18 protein-coding genes (1 of these 18 running past the window's edge) are annotated in these 20,948 nt (G+C 70.0%); 12 read left to right on the top strand and 6 right to left on the bottom strand.

The genetic code is table 11. The features are described 5' to 3' along the window. Positions 1 to 440: 440 nt before the first annotated feature. Positions 441 to 914 (top strand): hypothetical protein, encoded by a 474-nt coding sequence (locus QUY26_RS09870; RefSeq protein WP_289945110.1) that lies wholly within the window; start codon positions 441 to 443, stop codon positions 912 to 914. Here the strand turns inward: QUY26_RS09870 and QUY26_RS09865 are convergent. After that, positions 875 to 1,129, bottom strand: coding sequence for a hypothetical protein (locus QUY26_RS09865; RefSeq protein ID WP_289945108.1), 255 nt, complete (start codon positions 1,127 to 1,129; stop codon positions 875 to 877). The genes QUY26_RS09870 and QUY26_RS09865 overlap by 40 nt on opposite strands. A gap of 1,391 nt (positions 1,130 to 2,520) precedes the next feature. On the opposite strand from QUY26_RS09865, the gene QUY26_RS09860 reads away from it, so the two are divergent. The 3 genes from QUY26_RS09860 to QUY26_RS09850 all read left to right on the top strand — a co-directional run bounded on the left by QUY26_RS09860 (position 2,521) and on the right by QUY26_RS09850 (position 4,562). Further along, on the top strand, positions 2,521 to 3,789 hold the full coding sequence (locus QUY26_RS09860) for a S8 family serine peptidase (RefSeq protein ID WP_289945106.1): 1,269 nt from the start codon (positions 2,521 to 2,523) through the stop codon (positions 3,787 to 3,789). 71 nt (positions 3,790 to 3,860) lie between these two features. After that, complete coding sequence (locus QUY26_RS09855) at positions 3,861 to 4,199, top strand: WXG100 family type VII secretion target (RefSeq protein ID WP_289945104.1); 339 nt, start codon at positions 3,861 to 3,863, stop codon at positions 4,197 to 4,199. Positions 4,200 to 4,259: 60 nt separating this feature from the next. Continuing rightward, positions 4,260 to 4,562, top strand: a complete 303-nt coding sequence (locus QUY26_RS09850) for a WXG100 family type VII secretion target (protein ID WP_289945101.1) — start codon at positions 4,260 to 4,262, stop codon at positions 4,560 to 4,562. Between the two features lie 168 nt (positions 4,563 to 4,730). Here the strand turns inward: QUY26_RS09850 and QUY26_RS09845 are convergent, their stop codons facing one another. The 3 genes from QUY26_RS09845 to eccCa all read right to left on the bottom strand — a co-directional run bounded on the left by QUY26_RS09845 (position 4,731) and on the right by eccCa (position 9,640). After that, the gene (locus QUY26_RS09845; protein WP_289945100.1) at positions 4,731 to 5,153 is read right to left on the bottom strand and encodes a hypothetical protein; all 423 of its coding nucleotides are present in this window, start codon (positions 5,151 to 5,153) and stop codon (positions 4,731 to 4,733) included. Between the two features lie 43 nt (positions 5,154 to 5,196). After that, the gene (locus QUY26_RS09840; protein ID WP_289945098.1) at positions 5,197 to 5,532 is read right to left on the bottom strand and encodes a DUF397 domain-containing protein; all 336 of its coding nucleotides are present in this window, start codon (positions 5,530 to 5,532) and stop codon (positions 5,197 to 5,199) included. A 139-nt stretch (positions 5,533 to 5,671) separates the two neighbouring features. Then, positions 5,672 to 9,640: a type VII secretion protein EccCa gene (gene eccCa / locus QUY26_RS09835; RefSeq protein ID WP_289945096.1), complete on the bottom strand. Its 3,969-nt coding sequence runs from the start codon at positions 9,638 to 9,640 to the stop codon at positions 5,672 to 5,674. Between the two features lie 590 nt (positions 9,641 to 10,230). On the opposite strand from eccCa, the gene eccD reads away from it, so the two are divergent. The 6 genes from eccD (at position 10,231) to QUY26_RS09805 (ending at position 17,706) form a co-directional block, all read left to right on the top strand. After that, on the top strand, positions 10,231 to 11,760 hold the full coding sequence (gene eccD / locus QUY26_RS09830; RefSeq protein WP_289945094.1) for a type VII secretion integral membrane protein EccD: 1,530 nt from the start codon (positions 10,231 to 10,233) through the stop codon (positions 11,758 to 11,760). A gap of 339 nt (positions 11,761 to 12,099) precedes the next feature. Beyond that, positions 12,100 to 12,387, top strand: a complete 288-nt coding sequence (gene rpsO, locus QUY26_RS09825) for a 30S ribosomal protein S15 (RefSeq protein ID WP_030753863.1) — start codon at positions 12,100 to 12,102, stop codon at positions 12,385 to 12,387. Positions 12,388 to 12,790: 403 nt separating this feature from the next. Continuing rightward, positions 12,791 to 15,013, top strand: coding sequence for a polyribonucleotide nucleotidyltransferase (locus QUY26_RS09820; RefSeq protein WP_289945093.1), 2,223 nt, complete (start codon positions 12,791 to 12,793; stop codon positions 15,011 to 15,013). Between the two features lie 15 nt (positions 15,014 to 15,028). Beyond that, positions 15,029 to 16,408: a M16 family metallopeptidase gene (locus tag QUY26_RS09815; RefSeq protein WP_289945092.1), complete on the top strand. Its 1,380-nt coding sequence runs from the start codon at positions 15,029 to 15,031 to the stop codon at positions 16,406 to 16,408. Positions 16,409 to 16,495: 87 nt separating this feature from the next. Further along, a complete protein-coding gene (dapB, locus tag QUY26_RS09810) occupies positions 16,496 to 17,248 on the top strand; it encodes a 4-hydroxy-tetrahydrodipicolinate reductase (protein WP_289945090.1) in 753 nt (250 codons plus the stop codon). 5 nt (positions 17,249 to 17,253) lie between these two features. Continuing rightward, complete coding sequence (locus QUY26_RS09805) at positions 17,254 to 17,706, top strand: tetratricopeptide repeat protein (RefSeq protein WP_289945088.1); 453 nt, start codon at positions 17,254 to 17,256, stop codon at positions 17,704 to 17,706. A gap of 35 nt (positions 17,707 to 17,741) precedes the next feature. Here QUY26_RS09805 and QUY26_RS09800 read toward each other — a convergent pair whose 3' ends face one another. Then, positions 17,742 to 18,302 carry a PH domain-containing protein gene (locus QUY26_RS09800; RefSeq protein ID WP_289945086.1) on the bottom strand — a complete coding sequence of 187 codons (561 nt, stop codon included), beginning with the start codon at positions 18,300 to 18,302 and terminating at the stop codon, positions 17,742 to 17,744. Positions 18,303 to 18,465: 163 nt separating this feature from the next. Next, positions 18,466 to 18,705 (bottom strand): hypothetical protein, encoded by a 240-nt coding sequence (locus tag QUY26_RS09795; RefSeq protein WP_289945084.1) that lies wholly within the window; start codon positions 18,703 to 18,705, stop codon positions 18,466 to 18,468. 396 nt (positions 18,706 to 19,101) lie between these two features. Here QUY26_RS09795 and dapA point away from each other — a divergent pair, with 396 nt between their 5' ends. After that, on the top strand, positions 19,102 to 20,001 hold the full coding sequence (dapA, locus tag QUY26_RS09790) for a 4-hydroxy-tetrahydrodipicolinate synthase (RefSeq protein WP_289945083.1): 900 nt from the start codon (positions 19,102 to 19,104) through the stop codon (positions 19,999 to 20,001). A 129-nt stretch (positions 20,002 to 20,130) separates the two neighbouring features. After that, on the top strand, positions 20,131 to 20,948 hold the beginning of the coding sequence (locus QUY26_RS09785; RefSeq protein ID WP_030363224.1) for a ribonuclease J. The gene runs 868 nt beyond the window's last position; 818 of the gene's 1,686 nt are visible here — the first part of the coding sequence; it begins with the start codon at positions 20,131 to 20,133; the stop codon falls past the right edge of the window.

Here is a 20,948-nt window from a genome sequence, read left to right as displayed (position 1 = left end):
CGGGCTGAGGATAGCGATGTTGACGCCTGAGCAACTGAGTACGCGTACTCATTTGATTGGTGTGCTGACGTGTGGTCCCACCCCGACCGCAGCAGCAGATTGCGCCGCACCGACGAGTGACCCAGACGGCATCGGTGTCGGTGCCCCGGAGTCAGGTCAGCGAGCGTGTGATTCACCCTGAAGGTCCGGGAGTTGGCTGATTCTGCACCACCGGGCCAGGCGGGGCCTGGGCGTTCGAGCTGAGCACACGACTTCTATGCGGATCCGGAGCGTCAGGTCGGATCCCCTGATGGCCAGTTTGCAACTGCTTTGACGCAAAGCTTAGTTGGATGTCACTCACCGTGTGGCTAGAGTGACGATGGTGGGGTCTGCAATCGCATGGCCGACGAGGCCTGCTGCAACCGCACGCTGAAGGCAACGGGGATCGGGGATGGGGAATCGTGCTCGAGGACGGGTACAGGGGGGCACCGCCACCGGGTGGCGCTGACATCAAGCGCGGCCTGGAGGCGTTGAAGAAGTTCCGGCGGCGCATCGACACGCTGCTCACGGAGTTCGAAGGGTCGGACGGAGGTTCGTCCAAGGTCGGCCACCAGAAGGTCGCCCGCGCCTCCTTCAGCGGCCAGGCGGCCCCCTTCCCCGAGGCGGACAGCCTCTACGCGCAGTACGACCGCGTGCACGAGCGGCTGACCTCGCTGTCGAAGATGCTCGGTCAGCAGATCGAGGCGATGGGGATCGCCGTGCATGGCGCGGACGTCGGCTTCGACAACCTTGAGGACGACCTGCGGCAGCGCTTCTGGTCGATCCAGACGTCGGTCCAGCGTGAGCAGGAGCCGACCGGGCGCGAGCGGGCCGGCAAGCCCGACGAGCAAGGCGGTCACGGCAGCGACAAGTCGGACTCGGGGTGGAAGCTGTGAGCTTCGAGAACCACAAACTCAACGACATGATCGACCTCGTCGAGCACGCGAATCCGGCCGACCTGGAGAGCGCTGGCGAAGCCCTCCAGAAAGCACGCGACGCGATCGCCGTGGCAGCCCGCGAACTCGGCGACCACATCGACCGGGTCGACTGGGAGGGCGAGGCGGGGCGGGCCTTCCGCAAGTGGGGCAAGAACCTCGTCAAGGAGACGCATCGGCTGTCCGACTTCGCCGACACCGCGAGCGTGCAGATCTCGTCGGCGGGCGCGGGGCTGGCTTCCGTACGCAGCTCCATGCCGCCGCGTGACACACGCGCCGACCCGAAGGCCGTGGAGGACATCCCCTCTCCGAAGCGGGTGGACGGCAACGCGGCCTATGAGGCGGCCCTGAAGTCGGAGAAGGATCGCCAAGAGGCGATCAACCAGATGAATCGGTTGGCGTCGTTCTACAGGGTGTCCCAGCATGAGATGGCTGGTCAGGAGCCGCCTACGTTTTCGGTTATGCCGGATGTGGGGGTGCCGCCTCCGAAGCCGGAGTATGGAATTGGACCGGGCGATGAGTGGAGGCAGCCGGTGCCCCCTGGCGCGGCTGGCGGAGGTGCCGCGTTGTCGACACCTCAGGGTGCGGCTGGTCCTGTGTCCCCGGACTCTTCGGGTTCGGGTGGCACCTTGCCGTCAGGTAATGACGTACGCGGCCCGATCGCGCTCCCAGACCGGCCTGGCGGATCGGCGGCTGTTGGCACGGAGATCGACAGCGTCGACACGCTGCCCCCTCAGAAGGCCGTCAGCCCACCGCCTGCTTCGCCGCCCGTCGCACCTGGCCCCACGACCATCGACGGCGGACCTCCTCCGCTCCCTGGCGGCGGCCCCCTGAGGCGACCGCAAGACGGCCCCGACCCCCGGGCGTCCCGTCGCGGCGGCGGTGGGAAGTTGCCGCTGCCCGAGCAGGGGCGAACAGGCATAGGACGTCCCAAGGAGCCGCTTGGACTTCCTGGACGCGGTCCTACCGGTCCCACCCCGACAGGGCGTACTGGGCCGGTGACTCCGGTCAGGGGCCCGAGTGGTCCGACGACGTCTTCGCCCACGCCGATGGGGCGAGGGATCTCAGGGGGCACACCGCAGCCTCGTGGCCTGCCAGGTCCGCGTCCCGCGATTCCGGGCATCACCGGCACACCACGGTCCGACGGCGTCGTGGGTGGTAGACCTTCTCCCGCACCAGTGGCGGGAGGCCCGGCTGGTTCAAGGACGCCTCCGGGAGTCGGCAATGCCGGGCAGCGTGGCGTTGTGGGAGCTGCGCCCCAGGCCTCAGGAGGCAGGGGCCAGATGCCACGTCGTGCCGTCGGCAACCCTGACGGTGTAGTCGGTACACCTAGGGGTCGTACGCCTGCTGCTGGAGGCCGCGGGAACGGATTCACCGCGGGCGGCATGGGCTTGGTACGCGGGCCTGCGGGCGGCGGCCGACGCTCTGAACCTGGAGAGGACGAGGCCGCACAGCGGCCCGATTACGTGGTCGAGGAAGAAGAGACACATCTGCCCGGTGCACGGCGACACGTGCCGCCGGTCATTGGTCAGTGACGAGTAAGGGCGTGCAGGGCGTGGTGTCAGCAATGGGTCGACACGAGGGCGGGTCCGGGCTGTTTGCGGGACGCGCGAGGCGCTGGACCGTCTCGACGGGCTCGGCGGTCAGCGCGCTCGCTCTGCTGTCCGTGGGGCTGGCGCCGAGCGCGGTCGCCGATGACGTTCAGTCGAAGCAGTGGTACTTGGACGCGATGGGGGCCGAGGACCTGTGGGCAGCGAGCACTGGCGAGGGCATCAAAGTCGCTGTTGTGGACAGTGGCGTCACGGTGACGCCTTCGCTCAAGGGGCAGGTGCTCGCCGGTAAGGACGTCACTGGTCTGAAGGGCGGGGCTCTGGACGACTATGACAGCCATGGAACGACGATGGCGGAATTGATTGCCGGGTCCGGGCGAGGAGGTGGACTCAAGGGACTGGCACCCGGTGCCAAGGTCATCTCTGTGCGCATGAGTCTCAAGGGTGCCAAGGGCAAGGACGAGAGCAACAGTGCCGAAGCGATCCGGGCGGCTGCGGACAGCGATGCGCGGATCATCAGCATGTCTTTCGCGTCTAATGTCATGTATCCGGCTCAGCGAGAGGCGGTGAAGTATGCCGCATCTAAGGGGAAGTTGATGTTCGCTGGCGTCGGAAACGATGCGCAGAAGAAGAACTTCATCGGTTATCCGGCTGCCTACCCCAGCGTCACGGGCGTTTCCGCGGCTGACAAGTCCGGAAAGGTAGCCAAGTACTCGGAGTTCGGCGAATACGTGGATCTGGCAGCACCCGGCCTGAACCTCCCCCATTGGTGCGACGCGACGTTCCGCTCTTACTGCGACGGCGGAGGCGGCACCAGCGCAGCCACCGCCATCGCCTCCGCCTCCGCCGCCCTCATCTGGTCCAAGCACCCCAACTGGACGGCGAACCAGGTTCTCCGCGTCCTCATCGACACCGCGGGCCGCAGCTGGCCGAAGGACGAGCCCAGTGACTACCTCGGCTACGGGCTGGTCCGTCCCGCCCCGAACCTGCTGAAGAACAGGGGAAACCCGGGCCCGCCGGACATCGACCCCCTCACCAACAAGAAGACCCCGGGTGTGGGAACGTCGCCCACCGCCCCGTCGAAGGACTCTTCGACGAAGCCCTCGGCGCCCGCGTCGCAACCGGCGAAGGACGACGCCGCTGCCGGTCAGCCGGCCGGGGCGGCGTCCAGCTCGAAGTCCGGTGACGGCGACAACCAGTTGTGGATCGTCGCCGGAGCCGTCGCAGCCGTCGCGATCATCGGTGGCGGAGCGTTCGCGATGGTGCGAAATCGCCGTAACGCCTGAGCAGTGCAGGAAAACGGCGCAGATCTCAACCTCAACGATCAGCCAATCAGTCAAGCAAGGAGGGCCCGTTCATGGCCGACGGCCGGAAGCTAAATGACAGCGAAGTCAAGCTCCTTGAGAAGGAGATCGTCGATAAGTACGACTCCGTCCAGGGAACGCTCAAGAGACTGCAAGGGATCCTGGACTCGATGGAGGGCAACTGGCGCGGTATTGGTGCGCATGCCTTCGACAAGAAGCAGACCGAGATCAACCAGCACATGGTGGCGATCGGCCGCATCCTCGTGGACTTCCTGGACGGTATCTCGAAGAACCGCACGGACGTGGACCGGCTCGAGGACGACATCCGCTCGACCATGAACAGCATCGACGTGGACTACGGCGGCAAGCACTCGGCCATCAGCAGCTACTGAGTTCACCCGTTCCCGGACCAGGACACGGTCTGGCCGCAACCACTAGGAGATGGGGCAGATATGGCAGGTGCGAGCTTCGATGAGATGTCAGTCAAGTATGGCGGCCTCGACACCATCACCACTCAGCTCGGTGCTGAGGCGACGCGTCTGGAAGGCGACCTCGCCGACATCAAGCGGGCCGTGGCGAAGGTTGCCGCGGGATGGGAGGGCGAGGCCCACGAGGCGTACGTCATCAAGCAGCGGGAGTGGGACAAGCACGCGGAGGCAATCCACCAGGCCCTCATGCAGATCGGCCAGAAGGTCGGGATGGCCGGCGGTGACTACCGGGGTGGCGACCTGAAGGGGGCCAGCTACTTCCAGTGACAGTGACTGCGGCTGCGGTTGCGGCTGTGACAGTTACGTGAGTCGCCGTCGCTGAGCAGTGTGGAGTGTGAAGCACGGGGTGGGCATGCGCGGGAGGTGCCCACCCCGTTCTGCTGCGCTACGGCAGCAGTCCCTTGCCGCCGGTGCGGAGGTCCTTCGCGTCGCCGCTCATCCCTGTGTCCCCCTGCCCGTACCGACGGCGTTCGTGTCGTGGTCCACCGCCACCGCGTCGGGGACGATCCCCGTGACGGGCGGGAACAGGGCCTCGTGCCCCTCGCTGCCCACGTCCAGCGCCACCCCGCACGGCACGCCGAGTGCCGGAACGATTCCGTCCAGGAGGCGGGCGCCAAGGAGGCGTCGGTAGTCCCACGGGCGGTCCGACTCGCCGCGCAGGACCGCGAACCGGGCGAGGGCCGCCTCGTCGGAGAAGGCGTGGATCCAGCGGACGCCGTTGAAGTCCGCGGTCAGCGGGTACGCGTCGTGCTCGCCGAGGGGCAACAGGACGGGGGTGCGGCGGAATTCACCGAGGAGGACGGCGAACTCGCGCCGTCCACGGCGTATTCGGTCGGCGTCGCTCCCGACACCGTTCATGCAACCCACCCCTTCCCTGTCCCCACCCCCCCGAAGCACCCCGCTACTCCGCCGCAGGCATCCCCCCGTTGTGCGGCGCCGGCTCCAAGTCGAACTCCCCGTCCCGCGCCCCCAGGACGAACGCCTCCCACTCCGCCGCCGTGTAGCGCAGGACGGTGTCGGGGTCGAGGGAGGACCGCATGGCCACGGCGCCGTCGGGGAGGTGGGCGATCTCGACGCGCTCCTCGTGGGTCTCCGTGCCCGGTGCGCCGTGCCATTCGACGCCGGAGATGTCGAGGGCGTAGAGCTCGTTCTTCTCCCGCTCCTTGCGCGCCTTGACCTCCTCCTCCGTCTCCTTGCCCCGCGCCTGGCCCGCTGCCTGCTCCTGTGCCTCGGCCATGTGAAGCGACCCCTTCCCGATTTCGCGACTTCGCGACGTAACGACGAACGACGAACGGACGAACTGTGCGCTCAGCGTACTTGTCACCGCGTGTGTGCCGGGGGCACACAGCAAGCAACGACCCGCCGGACCAGGCACCTCAGTGCTCGCCCTCCAGCAACCCCGTCTGCACCAACGGCTTCCCCCGCCTGCGTGAGACGAAGATGCCCCGCCCGGCGGGCATCGGCCGCGGCCGCACCCCGCCGAGGAGGTCGCCCTCGGACGGGTCGCCCGCGAGCAGGATGCCCTGGGCGCCGAGTTCCTTCATCCGCTGGAGGAACGGCTCGTACGTGGCGCGTCCCGCGCCCGCCGTGGAGCGGGCGAGGATGAAGCGGACGCCCACGTCGCGGGCGAAGGGGAGCAGGTCGGTGAGGGGGCCGAGGGGGTTGCCGCTCGACGTGGACACGAGGTCGTAGTCGTCGACGACGACGTACACCGTCGGGCCCTGCCACCAACTGCGCTCGCGGAGCTGCTGGGCGGTGACGTCGTCCGCGGGGGCGCGCCGCCGCATGAGGTCGACCAGGGCGTTGACGTGGTGGTCCATGGCGTTGGACATGGGGATGTACTCGGCCAGGTGCGAGGCCGGGGTGACGTCGAGCAGGGAGCGGCGGTTGTCGACGACGAAGAGCTTGCAGGCGTCGCCGCTGTAGCGCTCGGTGAGGCGCCGGATGAGCAGGCGCAGCAGATTGGACTTGCCGGACTCGCTCTCGCCGAGGACGAGGAAGAAGGGGTCCTGCTCGAAGTCCACGAAGACCGGTTCGAGGTTGTCCTCGTCGAGGGCGAAGGAGACGCCCCGGTCCGGGAAGAGGTTGCCGGGCGGAAGCTGCGTGGCGGGCAGTTCGCGCGGCAGCAGCCGTACGGCGGGCGCGGGCGGCTCCGTCCAGTGCCGGGCGACCTCGGTGGCGAGGGCGCCGGTGGCCTCGGCGAGGTCGGTGTCGGAGGAGAGGCCGTCGACGCGCGGCACGGCCGCCATGAAGTGCTGCTTCTGCGGGGTCTGGCCACGCCCTGGCACACCGGCCGGGACGTTGGCGGCGACCTTGCGGTCGAACTCGGAGTCCATGGTGTCGCCGAGGCGCAGTTCGAGGCGGTTCATCAGGTGGTCCTTGAGGTTCGCCCGGACCTCCATCGAGCGCGACGCGGTGAGGATCAGGTGGATGCCGTAGCCGAGGCCGCGTGCCGCGATGTCGAGGACGGCGGGCTCCAGGTTCTCGTAGTCCGTGCGGAAGTTGCCCCAGCCGTCGATGACGAGGAAGACGTCGCCCCACGGCTGGTCGGTGACGGAGATGTCGCCGCGGGCCCGGCGTGCCCGGAAGTCGGCGATGGAGGCGATGCCGGCCGTCCTGAAGTACTCCTCGCGGCGGGTCATGACGGAGAAGGCCTCGGCGAGCGTGCGCCGCACCCGCTCCGGGTCGAGGCGGGAGGCGACCCCGCCCACGTGCGGCAGCCCGGCCACCGCCGAAAGCCCGCCACCGCCGAAGTCGAGGCAGTAGAACTGCACTTCGCGCGGGGTGTGGGTGAGCGCGAACGACGCGATCAGCGAGCGCAGCAGCGTCGACTTGCCCGACTGCGGCCCGCCCAGGACCTGCATGTGGCCGGCCGCGCCCGAGAAGTCGCACCAGAGCGGGTCGCGGCGCTGCTCGTACGGCTTGTCGACCAGGCCCAGCGGTACGACGAGGCGGCCCGCGCCCTCGTAACCGGGCTGGGTGAGACCGCGCCCCGGCACCGCGGTGAGCCCCGGGAGCAGCGAGTCCAGCGACGGCGGGCTGTCCAGCGGCGGCAGCCACACCTGATGCGCGGCCGGGCCCTGCGCCTCCAGGCGGCGCACGATGACGTCGAGGACGGTGTCGGCGAGCGCGTCGTCCGAGTCGGGGGCGGGCCGCGGGCCCGGCGGGGGAGTCGCCGCGTACCGCACCGGCACCTCGGCGGCCGTGAACAGCACCGGCCGCCGGTCCACCGGCAGGGGCCCGCCGAGGGCCGCGGCCTGCGCCGAACCCGAGCGGTACACCCCGGAGACGTACGCGGCCTTGAAGCGCACCATCTCGTCCGTGCCGAACTTCAGATAGCCCGAGCCGGGCACGTTCGGCAGCTGGTAGGCGTCGGGCACGCCGAGCGCCGCCCGGGACTCGGCGGCGGAGAACGTGCGCAGGCCCACGCGGTACGAGAGGTAGGTCTCCAGACCGCGCAGGCGCCCCTCCTCCAGGCGCTGCGAGGCGAGCAGCAGATGCACGCCGAGGGACCGGCCGATGCGGCCGATCTGCACGAACATGTCGATGAAGTCGGGCTTGGCGGTGAGTAGTTCGCTGAACTCGTCGATGACGAGGACCAGGGAGGGGATGGGCTGGAGCGCGGCTCCGGCGGCGCGCGCCTTCTCGTAGTCGTGGATGTTCGCGTAGTTGCCCGCGTCGCGCAGGAGTTCCTGGCGGCGGTTGAGCTCGCCGCGGATGGAGTCGCCCATGCGGTCGACCAGCGTCAGGTCGTCCGCGAGGTTGGTGATCACGGCGGCGACGTGCGGCATCTGTGCCATGCCCGCGAAGGTCGCGCCGCCCTTGAAGTCGGCGAGCACGAAGTTCAGGCTCTCGGAGGAGTGGGTGACGGCCAGGCCGAGCACCAGGGTGCGCAGCAGCTCCGACTTGCCGGAACCGGTGGCTCCCACGCACAGGCCGTGCGGCCCCATGCCCTCCTGCGCTGCCTCCTTGAGGTCCAGCATCACCGGCCTGCCGTCCTCGCCGACGCCGATCGGGACGCGCAGCCGCTCCGCCTGCGCGCGCGGGCGCCAGGTGCGGTTCGTGTCCACCGAATCGGCGTCGCCGAGCCCGAGCAGCTCCGTGAAGTCCAGGTTGGCGAGCAGCGGTTGGCCGTCGTCGCCGCCCGACGCCATCCGCAGCGGCGCGAGCTGCCGGGCGAGCGCCTCGGCGGCCTCGTACGACAGGAGGTCGGGCGTGCCCTCGTACACCAGGCCGTGCCCCGACTCCAGGCGCAGCGACTTCGGCTGTACGACGACGGAGAGCCCGCCGCGGCCGCTGCCGAGCTCGCCCGGCACGATCTCCACGATGGTGACGCCCTGCAGTCCCTCGGCGGATGCCAGGACGGACGTCGGGTCCAGGGAGAGGCCGTCGAGCACGACGACGACGTGCGGCTCCTCCGGCAGCGGCGTCCCGCCGGGGTGGAAGCGGGGGCGGCCCTGGAGCCGGGCGGACAGCATCGCCTCCAGCTCCACCGGGTCGCCGGTGATGAGGCGGCGGCTGCCCGCCCCGTCCGCGGCGCCCGGCGCCTGGCAGTGCGGGAGCCACTTGGTCCACTCCCAGTGCGGTGCCGCGTCCCGGCCCGCCGCGACGGCGATGAGCACGTCGTCGGGGGAGTGCAGGGAGGCCAGCGACGCGGTGAGCGCGCGGGCGGTGGCGCGCACCGCGTCCGGTTCGCCGCTCATCGTCACGTGGTAGAAGGCGCGCAGGGACACCGCCATCGGCAGCGACTCCACGGTGCTGTGCGTGGCGAGGAAACGCTGCATCGCGCCCGCCGTCAGCGGCTCGAGCTCGTCCACCGGCGCGGTCTCGGGGGCGACGAGCGGAGCGGCGAGGGCCTGCGAGCCGAGGCCGAGGCGCACCTGCCCGAAGTCCGCGTCGCCCGTGCGCCGCTCCCACACCCGGCTGCCCTCGGCGACCAGGGCCCACAGCTGCTCGGGAGAGGGGTGGAGGTAGTACTGGGCGTCGCGCTGCGCCTTCGCCGTGTTCAGGGCGGAGCGGCGGGTCTGCTTCAGGTAGCGGAGGTAGTCGCGCCGCATGTCCGCCATTTGACCCTGGGTGCCGCGGCGGTGCCGGACCACCATCGCGATGGTCATCGCCAGCGTCGCCGTGACCATCACCATGCCCATGATCTTCATAAACGGATGCGAATTCGGCATGAAGAAGAACACCACGGAGCCACCCATGCCGAGCATCGGCAGGAGCTGCATCATCGCGCCCTCCTGCTGGCCGCGCGGCAGCTCCGGCGGAGGTTGCAGGACGATCTCCGCGGTGGGCACCTCGGACGGAAGAACCCGAGGCGGGCGCCTCACGATGATGTGGCTCACTACGCACCAATCCCCTTGCCAGGCCTGGGTGTTCCATCCGCCGCCCCCGTTTCGGGCGGACGGAGACCAGCGGCCGATCCTACTGACATCGGCCTTCGCGAGGGGCGATAGGGTGCCGATCGTGCGTGTGAACACACGCGAATTCAAGCCGAAGCGCAGTTCGGCCAACAGCCAGCAGAATCAGGTCATTTCATGCCACACGGAGCTCCCGGGAAGGCGTACAGGCTCAAGAACCAGCCAGCCGAGCCGATTTGCGCCGTGCCGCCGCGCGCGATGGGGCACAGTCGGCTGGGTAGCGCGGGGCGGGCCTGGCGGGGGACTCGGTCGGCCGGGACGGGAACGGCGTCGACGCGGCGTCAGCGTCGAGACCGAGCGATCACCAGGACGACGTCACGCAGCACCAGCACTGAGCGGCAGCCACTCGCACCAGCACTGAGCGGCAGCCACTCGCACCAGCACCGGGCGGCAGCCACCAACACCAGCACTGAGCAGCAACCACCCGCATCAAACTGAGCAGCAACCACCCGCACCTGACCCGGCTGCTGCGCGGTCACCAGCACTGACTGACTGAGACTGAGGGGGAACAGCAGGTGAGCACCACGGCCTCCGCGACGGCCACCACCACAGGCCGGCCCGGCCACGTGGCCACGACCGGGACCGGCGCCGGACTCGGCTTCTGCCGCGTCACCATCGTCGCGCCCGACAGCCGGATCGACGTGGCGCTGCCCGACGACATCCCGGTCGCCGACATCTACCCGGAGATCCTGCGGCTGTCCCGGCAGAGCCCGGCCGAGGGCGCCCCCGTGGGCTATCACCTGGTCCGCAGGGACGGCGCCGTCCTCGACAGCGCCCGCTCCTTCGCCGCCCAGCGCATCCTCGACGGCGAGCTGCTCACCCTGCGCCCCTTCTCGGCCTCGCTGCCGCCCGCGGTCTACGACGACGTGTCCGACGCCGTCGCCTCCGCCGTGACGAGCGACCGCTCCCTGTGGAACGGCGAGCTCACCCGCGCCGCGGGCCTGATCGGCGGCTCCGTCCTGCCGCTCCTGCTGGCCTTCGTCACCTGGACGGCTCAGCCCCGCCACGACATGCACGGCTTCCCCGGCGTCCTCGCCGCCGTCGCGGGCCTGCTGCTGCTCACCTTCGCCTGCGTACGCGCCCGGGTGTACGACGACCGGCCTGCCGCCGTCGCGCTCGGCCTCGGCGCGCTGCCGAACCTGGCGGTGGCGGGCTCCGGGCTGCTGCCGCTCACCGACGGTGACGGCATCGGCAGGCTCCAGTTCCTGCTTGCGTGCGCGGCCGTGCTCGTCGCCTCGGTGGTCCTGACGCTGGTGTCGCCGCGCGGGGACGGCCCGTTCGTGGCGTTCGTCTGCGCGTCCGCGATCGGCTTGTTCACGGTGTTCGCGGCGACGGTCTGGCGCATGGAGACGGTCGAGACCGCCGCGCTGTGCGCGCCGCTGGCCGTGGGGGCCCTCGCCTTCCTGCCCGGCCTCGCCATGCGGTTCGCCCGCCTGCCCATCGGCTTCGCGTCGCCGCACGCCGCGCGCCCCACCTACGGCGCCGACCTCGACCCCGACGCCGACCGCGCCCCCCAGGATCCCGTCGACGCCGACCGCATCGCGGCCCAGGCCCGCCGCGGCCACGAACTGCTCATCGGCCTCGTCGGCGGCTGCGCCCTGGTCTCCGTGGGCGCGGCGGCCGTCCTCGGCTTCTCGGACGACGGCTGGGGGCAGCTCCTCGCCCTCGCCACCGGCGTCGCGATGCTGATGCGCGCCCAGCTCTTCCGCTACACGGCGCAGGTCGCCGCCACCCTGGCCGCGGGCCTCGCGTGCCTGGTCCTGCTCGGCGCCGGCCTGTGCCTCAACCCCTCGGACAGCCTGATGCGCGACGCCCTGAACGGCGACACCGCGGCGCTCGACCTGCGCACCATCTGGCTCGTCGCCGCGATCGCGACCGCGGCCGTCCTGTGCACCACCATCGGCCTGATCACCTCCCGCAGCGGCGTGACCCCCTTCTGGGGCCGCTTCCTGGAGATCGCGGAGGTCTTCGTCCTCCTGACGCTCGTACCACTGACGCTCGCGGTCTTCGACGTGTACGCGTCCGCACGGGCCCTCACGAGCTGAAGCGCGCCCGCCAACAACACCCTCTCCCGGAAGGCACCACCAGTGTGAGCTTCGGCCCGCCCCCCTGACCGGTGCAGGGGCGCCAGGACGTCGAGTACACGGAAGAGGACGCCCGCCGCCAGGCCCTCGTGACGCCCGCCGCCAAAGGCCACCCCTCCACCCTGGTACTCTGTGTAACGCCCGCATGTCTGCGCACCCCCAAGGCCCCCGGCCAGGGACCGCGCCCCGCGGCATCCCGCCTCCCGAGGCGGACCCCATGCCTTCAGAGTTCCGAAAGCTCCCCTGAGACGAAGACCAGGGGCACTCGAAGGCGAAACGAAGACATCACAAGGAGTACGCGTGTCGCTCGACGCCGCTACGAAGAAGCAGATCATGACCGAGTTCGGCACCAAGGAGGGCGACACCGGCTCCCCCGAGGTCCAGGTCGCGCTGCTCTCGCGCCGCATCTCGGACCTGACCGAGCACCTCAAGACGCACAAGCACGACCACCACTCCCGTCGTGGTCTGCTGATCCTCGTCGGCCAGCGCCGCCGTCTGCTGCAGTACCTGGCCAAGAAGGACATCCAGCGCTTCCGTGCCCTGGTCGACCGGCTCGGCATCCGTCGCGGTGCGGCGGGCGCCAAGTAAGACGCCGTGAAGGGAGCGGTTCCCACTCGAAGCACTCGAAGGGGGCCGCTCCCTTTGCTGTACGTGCGCGATGTCACCGCCCGTTTGTAGTCTGGTGACGTTCGGCACAGTACGGACGCCGGGCTCGGGCCCGGACAGGACGCTTCCGGGAGGAAGCGTCCGGCAGGACAAATCCATAGGAGAGGCGCACCCAGCCGCCGCCGGTCCTCGGTAGTGGCCCCCGGGATACGAAGAGAACGAACCCCGGGTGCTTCGATCGAAGACCGGCCCGCACCCACGGCGCGCTCCTCCACCCACCGCACGGCCACACGGGCCCGCGGTGGACCCTCCCCGGCCACACGGGCGGGGGAACTCCCCGGCCACACGGGCCCGGGAGCGAAGACGAAAAGTAGGAGAACCGCTAGTGGAGAACGAGACCCACTACGCCGAGGCCGTCATCGACAACGGCACCTTCGGCACCCGCACCATCCGCTTCGAGACGGGCCGCCTCGCCAAGCAGGCCGCCGGCTCCGCCGTGGCGTACCTGGACGACGACACCATGGTGCTGTCGGCCACCACCGCTTCCAAGAAGCCCAAGGACCAGCTCGACTTCTTCCCCCTCACGGTGGACGTCGAGGAGCGGCAGTACGCCGCCGGCAAGATCCCCGGCTCCTTCTTCCGCCGCGAGGGCCGCCCCTCCGAGGACGCGGTCCTGACCTGCCGCCTGATCGACCGCCCGCTGCGTCCTTCCTTCAAGAAGGGCCTGCGCAACGAGATCCAGATCGTCGAGACGGTCATGGCGCTCAACCCCGACCACCTGTACGACGTGGTCGCGATCAACGCCGCCTCCTGCTCCACGCAGCTGGCGGGCCTGCCCTTCTCGGGCCCGATCGGCGGCACGCGCGTGGCCCTCATCAAGGGCCAGTGGGTCGCCTTCCCGACGCACACCGAGCTCGAGGACGCCGTCTTCGACATGGTCGTCGCCGGTCGCGTCCTCGAGGACGGCGACGTCGCGATCATGATGGTCGAGGCCGAGGCCACCGAGAAGACCATCCAGCTCGTGAAGGACGGTGCCGAGGCCCCGACCGAGGAGGTCGTCGCCGCCGGTCTGGAAGCCGCGAAGCCCTTCATCAAGGTCCTCTGCAAGGCCCAGTCGGACCTCGCCGCCAAGGCCGCCAAGCCCACCGGCGACTTCCCGGTCTTCCTGGACTACCAGGACGACGTGCTGGAGGCCCTGACCGCCGCGGTCTCGTCCGAGCTCGCCCAGGCGCTCACCATCGCCGGCAAGCAGGAGCGCGAGGCCGAGCTCGACCGCGTCAAGGAGATCGCCGCCGAGAAGCTGCTCCCGCAGTTCGAGGGCCGCGAGAAGGAGATCTCCGGTGCCTACCGCGCGCTGACCAAGAAGCTGGTCCGCGAGCGCATCATCAAGGACAAGGTCCGCATCGACGGCCGCGGCGTCACGGACATCCGTACGCTCGCCGCCGAGGTCGAGGCCATCCCGCGCGTGCACGGCTCGGCGCTGTTCGAGCGTGGCGAGACCCAGATCCTGGGCGTCACCACCCTCAACATGCTCCGCATGGAGCAGCAGCTGGACACCCTCTCCCCGGTGACCCGCAAGCGCTACATGCACAACTACAACTTCCCGCCCTACTCCGTCGGTGAGACCGGCCGCGTCGGTTCCCCGAAGCGCCGCGAGATCGGCCACGGCGCGCTCGCCGAGCGCGCCATCGTGCCGGTGCTGCCGACGCGCGAGGAGTTCCCGTACGCGATCCGCCAGGTGTCCGAGGCCCTCGGCTCCAACGGCTCGACGTCCATGGGCTCGGTCTGCGCCTCCACCATGTCGCTGCTGAACGCCGGTGTGCCGCTGAAGGCCGCCGTCGCCGGCATCGCGATGGGCCTGATCTCCCAGGAGATCGACGGCGACACGCACTACGTCGCCCTCACCGACATCCTCGGTGCGGAGGACGCCTTCGGCGACATGGACTTCAAGGTCGCCGGCACCAAGGAGTTCGTGACCGCCCTCCAGCTCGACACCAAGCTGGACGGCATCCCGGCCTCCGTCCTGGCCGCCGCCCTGAAGCAGGCCCGCGACGCCCGCCTGCACATCCTCGACGTGATGATGGAAGCGATCGACGTTCCGGACGAGATGTCCCCGAACGCCCCGCGGATCATCACCGTCAAGATCCCGGTGGACAAGATCGGTGAGGTCATCGGCCCGAAGGGCAAGATGATCAACCAGATCCAGGAGGACACCGGCGCCGACATCACGATCGAGGACGACGGCACGATCTACATCGGTGCCGCCGACGGCCCGGCCGCCGAGGCCGCCCGCGCCACGATCAACGGCATCGCCAACCCGACCATGCCGGAGGTCGGCGAGCGCTACCTGGGCACGGTCGTCAAGACGACCACCTTCGGCGCGTTCGTCTCGCTGCTCCCGGGCAAGGACGGTCTGCTGCACATCTCGCAGATCCGCAAGCTCGCCGGTGGCAAGCGCGTGGAGAACGTCGAGGACGTCCTCGGCGTGGGCCAGAAGGTCCAGGTCGAGATCGCCGAGATCGACTCCCGCGGCAAGCTCTCCCTCATCCCCGTCATCGAGGGCGAAGAGGGCGACGAGGCCAAGTCCGACAGCGGCTCCGACAAGTAAGGACGACACCCACAAGTGACGTCGCGTAGCACCACGACGACGGCCCGCACCTCCTCGGAGGTGCGGGCCGTCGCCCGTACCCAAACCTTGATCAAGGGCGAGAACGGCATCGGCACGGTCCGCAAGACCACCCTCCCCGGTGGCCTGCGCATCGTCACCGAGACCCTGCCGTCCGTCCGCTCGGCCACCTTCGGCATCTGGGCGCACGTGGGGTCACGGGACGAGACGCCGTCCCTGAACGGCGCCACGCACTACCTGGAGCACCTGCTCTTCAAGGGCACCAGGAGGCGCAGCGCCCTGGACATCTCCTCGGCGATCGACGCGGTCGGCGGTGAGATGAACGCCTTCACGGCCAAGGAGTACACGTGCTACTACGCGCGCGTGCTCGACACCGACCTGCCGCTGGCCATCGACGTCGTCTGCGACATGCTGACCGGCTCCCTCATCGAGCAGGAGGACGTCGACGCCGAGCGCGGCGTCATCCTCGAAGAGATCGCGATGACGGAGGACGACCCGGGCGACTGCGTGCACGACCTGTTCGCGCACACCATGCTCGGCGACACCCCCCTCGGCCGCCCCGTCCTCGGCACCGTCGACACGATCAACGCCCTGACGGCCGACCGCATCCGCCGCTTCTACAAGAAGCACTACGACCCGACGCACCTGGTCGTCGCGGCCGCGGGCAACGTCGACCACCAGAAGGTCGTCCGCCAGGTCCGCGCCGCCTTCGAGAAGGCCGGCGCGCTGCACCGCACGGACGCCACGCCCCTCGCACCCCGCGACGGCTCGCGCCGCCTGACCACGTCAGGGCGCGTCGAGCTGATCGACCGCAAGACCGAGCAGGCCCACGTCATCCTCGGCATGCCGGGCCTGGCCCGCACCGACGAGCGCCGCTGGGCCCTCGGCGTCCTGAACACGGCGCTCGGCGGCGGCATGTCGTCGCGCCTGTTCCAGGAGGTCCGCGAGAAGCGCGGCCTGGCCTACAGCGTGTACTCGTACACCTCGGGCTTCGCCGACACCGGCCTCTTCGGCGTGTACGCGGGCTGCCGCCCCAGCCAGGTGCACGACGTCCTGAAGATCTGCCGCGACGAGCTGGACCAGGTCGCGCAGCACGGTCTCACGGACGACGAGATCGCCCGTGCCATCGGCCAGCTCGCGGGCTCCACCGTCCTCGGCCTCGAGGACACCGGCGCGCTGATGAACCGTATCGGCAAGAGCGAGCTGTGCTGGGGCGAGCAGATGTCGGTCGACGACATGCTCGCGAAGATCACCGCGGTCACCCCCGACGAGGTGCGCGAGGTGGCCAGGGACGTCCTGGGCCGGCGCCCCTCGCTGTCGGCGATAGGCCCGCTCCGTGGCAAGCAGGCGGAGCGCCTGCACGAAGCGGTCGCGTAGGTTCGTGCGTGCGGGGCCGCGCGGGGTGCGCGTGGCCCCGGCACGTACGTCCCGTACGTCTCGTCACTCCCGTAAGGAATGAAGGACATGAGCAAGCTGCGCGTGGCGGTCATCGGCGCCAAGGGCCGGATCGGCTCCGAGGCCGTGCGGGCCGTCGAGGCCGCCGAGGACATGGATCTCGTCGCCGCCCTCGGACGCGGTGACCGCCTGGACACCCTGGTCGAGACCGGTGCCCAGGTCGCGGTGGAGCTGACCACCCCGGCCTCGGTGATGGGCAACCTCGACTTCTGCGTACGGCACGGCATCCACGCCGTCGTCGGTACGACGGGCTGGACCGACGAGCGCCTCGCGCAGCTGCGGACGTCCCTGGCCGCGTCCCCGGAGACGGGCGTCCTCATCGCCCCGAACTTCTCCATCGGCGCCGTCCTGACCATGAAGTTCGCGCAGATCGCCGCGCCGTACTTCGAGTCGGTCGAGGTCGTCGAGCTGCACCACCCGAACAAGGTCGACGCCCCCAGCGGCACCGCCACGCGCACCGCCCAGCTCATCGCCGCCGCCCGCGAGCAGGCGGGCAGCGCCCCGCAGCCGGACGCGACGGCGACGGCGCTCGACGGGGCCCGGGGCGCGAATGTCGACGGCGTGCCCGTGCACGCCGTGCGCCTGCGCGGCCTCCTGGCCCACCAGGAGGTGCTGCTCGGCGCCGAGGGGGAGACCCTGACGGTCCGCCACGACTCGCTGCACCACAGCAGCTTCATGCCGGGCATCCTGCTCGGCGCCCGCCGGGTCGTGGCCACACCGGGCCTGACCTTCGGCCTGGAACACTTCCTGGACCTGAACTGACCGTCATGCGAGCAAAGATCACTTACGCCGTCACGGCAGCCGTCCTGGTCGTCTACTTCGTCCTGGTCGGCAGCCGCGGCGTGCTCCTGATAAAGCACGGCACCGTCCTCACCGTCACCTTCGGTGTCGCGGTGCTGATCCTGCCGGTCATCGGCGTCTGGTTCCTCTGGCAGAACACGCGCTTCGTGCAGCGCGCGAACCGCCTGGCCGCCGAGCTGGAGGCCGAAGGCGGGCTGCCCGTCGACGAGTTGAAGCGGACGCCGAGCGGCCGCATCGACCGGGACTCGGCCGACGAGGTCTTCGCCCGGCGCAAGGCCGAGACGGAGGACACCCCCGACGACTGGCGCTGCTGGTTCCGCCTCGCCGTCGCCTACCACGACGCCCGCGACACGCCTCGCGCACGCAAGGCCATGCAGCGGGCGATCGCCCTGCGCGAGGGCAGGCCGGTCAGCGCTTAGGGGTGGTCGGCGGGGCCGGGGGCCCGGACCGGGGACTAGGCGGTCCGCCGGTACTCGTCGGCCCACACCTCGACCGTGTCGGCGGCCCGGTCGAAGGCCGCGCGCCGGGCCAGGAAGTCGGCGTTCCGGTCGGTCAGGAGCAGCCGCAGCTCACCGGCCGCCCGGTCCCGCCGTACGAGGACGAGGGCCTGCCCCTGCACCGTGCGCGGCAGCCCGAGCCACCGCACTGGCTGCTGCGCCGTGCGCACCGAGGCCACCTGGGCCCACGGCACCGTCTGGGTGCTGAGGAAGCCCACCCGGCGCAGCCCCTGCGCGCTCACCCAGGTGCCCATGCGCAGGAGCCGCAGGGCGGCGGCGATGATGAGGACGGCGAGGCCCACGCAGATCGCGGCGCCCGAAAGGGCACCGGCGGCGGCGATGATCACGGCGGCCACGAGGACGTACGAGGCGAGCAGCAGCAGCACGGCCGCGGCGCCCACGCGCCAGGGGCCCGGGCGGTAAGGACGGCGCCAGCGGTCGCGGTCGTCGAAGGGGAGCGCCGCGTCGTGCGCGGCCTCGTCGAAAGCGCGGTCCGCGGTCAGGAAAGGCAGGGGCACGGCTGATCCTCACTCAATCCACGCATGGGCTGTGCCCGGTGAGGTTATCGAGCCGTGCCCCCTGCGACCACCCTTGGGGGGCCAAGGGGGTACCTCCCGCGCCACTCGGACGGCGGGGTGCGGGATTTCTCCCGCTGCCGCTGGTCAGGGGCGCGTGGTGCGGTCAGCGCCCGTCCGCGGCCTCGGACTGCTGGGTCTTGGCGGGCGACTGGTCGGCCGACATTGCGGGCATGCCGAAGAGCACGGAGCCCACCAGACCGGCGACCACGGTGAGACCGATGAGCGTGCGGCCGACGATCTGACCGGCCGTGGCGCGCTCACGGGGTGGGGGAGTGACGTTGCTGCGGAACTTGTCGGCTTCGGCGATGAAGGCGAAGGGTACGGGCTCTCGCCGACGGAACATGGGGCGCGCGTCTCCTCACGGGACTCGAACTGAACTCTGTCAACAAGACAGACGCTCGAAACGTCCAAAAGGTGCCCTGTTTCAGCAAATTCGCCGAAGATTGTGGGGACGGGCGGCCGACGGCCGTTTGTCGGAACCGGCCGGGGCGCGCGACCGCGCACAGGGCTAGCGGTTGGCGTCACGAGGCGCGGACGCCTGGTGTCTTGAGGCACGTATGTACGGATGGCCCGAGCGAAGTGTCCGTATTGCGGCATTTCTAGAAGTTCATCTAGCCTGATCAAACGGACCCGGCACTGCTTGAACCCCCGAGCAGGCAGTGCCGGGCTCCTCCCTTGTCAGGCCCTCTGCGTCACCCGAGGGGCGACCCCGTGCTGAGCAGCGAGTAGCGTGTTACCCATGGCTCCGACCTCCACTCCGCAGACCCCCTTCGGGCGGGTCCTCACCGCCATGGTCACGCCCTTCACGGCGGACGGCGCACTCGACCTCGACGGCGCGCGCCAGCTCGCCGCCCACCTGGTGGACGCAGGCAACGACGGCCTGATCGTCAACGGCACCACGGGCGAGTCCCCGACCACCAGCGACGCGGAGAAAGCAGAGCTGGTACGAGCGGTGGTGGACGCCGTCGGAGACCGCGCCCACATCGTCGCCGGCGTCGGCACGAACGACACCCGGCACAGCATCGAGCTCGCCCGCGCCGCCGAGAGCGCCGGCGCACACGGCCTGCTCACCGTCACGCCGTACTACAACAAGCCCCCGCAGGAGGGCCTCTTCCGGCACTTCACCGCGATCGCCGACGCCACCGAGCTGCCGGTGATGCTGTACGACATCCCGGGCCGAAGCGGCGTACCGATCAACACCGAAACGATCGTGCGCCTCGCCGAGCACCCGCGTATCGTCGCCAACAAGGACGCCAAGGGTGACCTCGGCCGCGCCAGCTGGGCCATCGCCCGCTCCGGCCTCGCCTGGTACTCCGGCGACGACATGCTCAACCTCCCGCTGCTCTCGGTCGGCGCCTGCGGCTTCGTCTCCGTCGTCAGCCATGTCGTCACGCCGGAGCTGCGCGCCATGATCGACGCACACACCAGCGGCGACGTCCAGAAGGCGACCGAGATCCACCAGAAGCTGCTCCCGGTCTTCACGGGCATGTTCCGTACGCAGGGTGTGATCACCACCAAGGCGGCGCTCGCCCTGCAGGGCCGCCCCGGCGGGCCGCTGCGACTGCCGCTGGTCGAGCTCTCGCCCGAGGAGACGGCCCAGCTCAAGATCGATCTTGCCGCCGGTGGGGTACAGCTTTAACCACAGACTTCACAACTGAATAGGCAACACCGCAGGCCACATGCCTGCACCCACACAACTGCTACTGCACGAACGTCATGCGCGCCACGTGCCCCGGAGGTACGTGGCGCGTGTGGTGAGGAGAGTCTTTTGAGTCATCCGCATCCTGAACTGGGCGCCCCGCCGAAGCTCCCGAAGGGCGGCCTGCGGGTCACCCCGCTGGGCGGCCTCGGTGAGATCGGCCGCAACATGACCGTCTTCGAGTACGACGGGCGGCTCCTGATCGTCGACTGCGGAGTGCTCTTCCCCGAGGAGGAGCAGCCCGGAATCGACCTGATCCTGCCGGACTTCACGTCCATCCGGGACCGCCTCGACGACATCGAGGGCATCGTCCTCACGCACGGCCACGAGGACCACATCGGCGGTGTCCCCTATCTCCTGCGCGAGAAGCCGGACATCCCCCTGATCGGCTCCAAGCTGACCCTCGCCCTGATCGAGGCCAAGCTCCAGGAGCACCGCATCCGGCCCTACACGCTCGAGGTCGCCGAGGGGCACCGCGAGCGCGTCGGCCCCTTCGACTGCGAGTTCGTCGCGGTCAACCACTCCATCCCGGACGCCCTCGCCGTGGCCATCCGCACCCCCGCGGGCATGGTCGTGCACACCGGCGACTTCAAGATGGACCAGCTTCCGCTGGACCGTCGCCTCACGGACCTGCACGCCTTCGCGCGTCTGAGCGAGGAGGGCATCGACCTTCTTCTCTCCGACTCCACGAACGCCGAGGTCCCGGGCTTCGTCCCGCCGGAGCGCGACATCTCGAACGTGCTCCGCCAGGTCTTCGCGGGTGCCCGGAAGCGGATCATCGTGGCCAGCTTCGCCAGCCATGTGCACCGCATCCAGCAGATCCTCGACGCGGCCCACGAGTACGGCCGCAGGGTCGCCTTCGTCGGCCGCTCCATGGTCCGCAACAT

Origin of the sequence: Streptomyces flavofungini (genome assembly GCF_030388665.1) — a bacterium.
In the GTDB taxonomy this organism is placed as follows: Bacteria; Actinomycetota; Actinomycetes; order Streptomycetales; family Streptomycetaceae; genus Streptomyces; species Streptomyces flavofungini_A.
The sequence above is the reverse complement of the archived record's forward strand: the minus strand, read 5'-3'. Positions and strand labels throughout refer to the sequence as shown.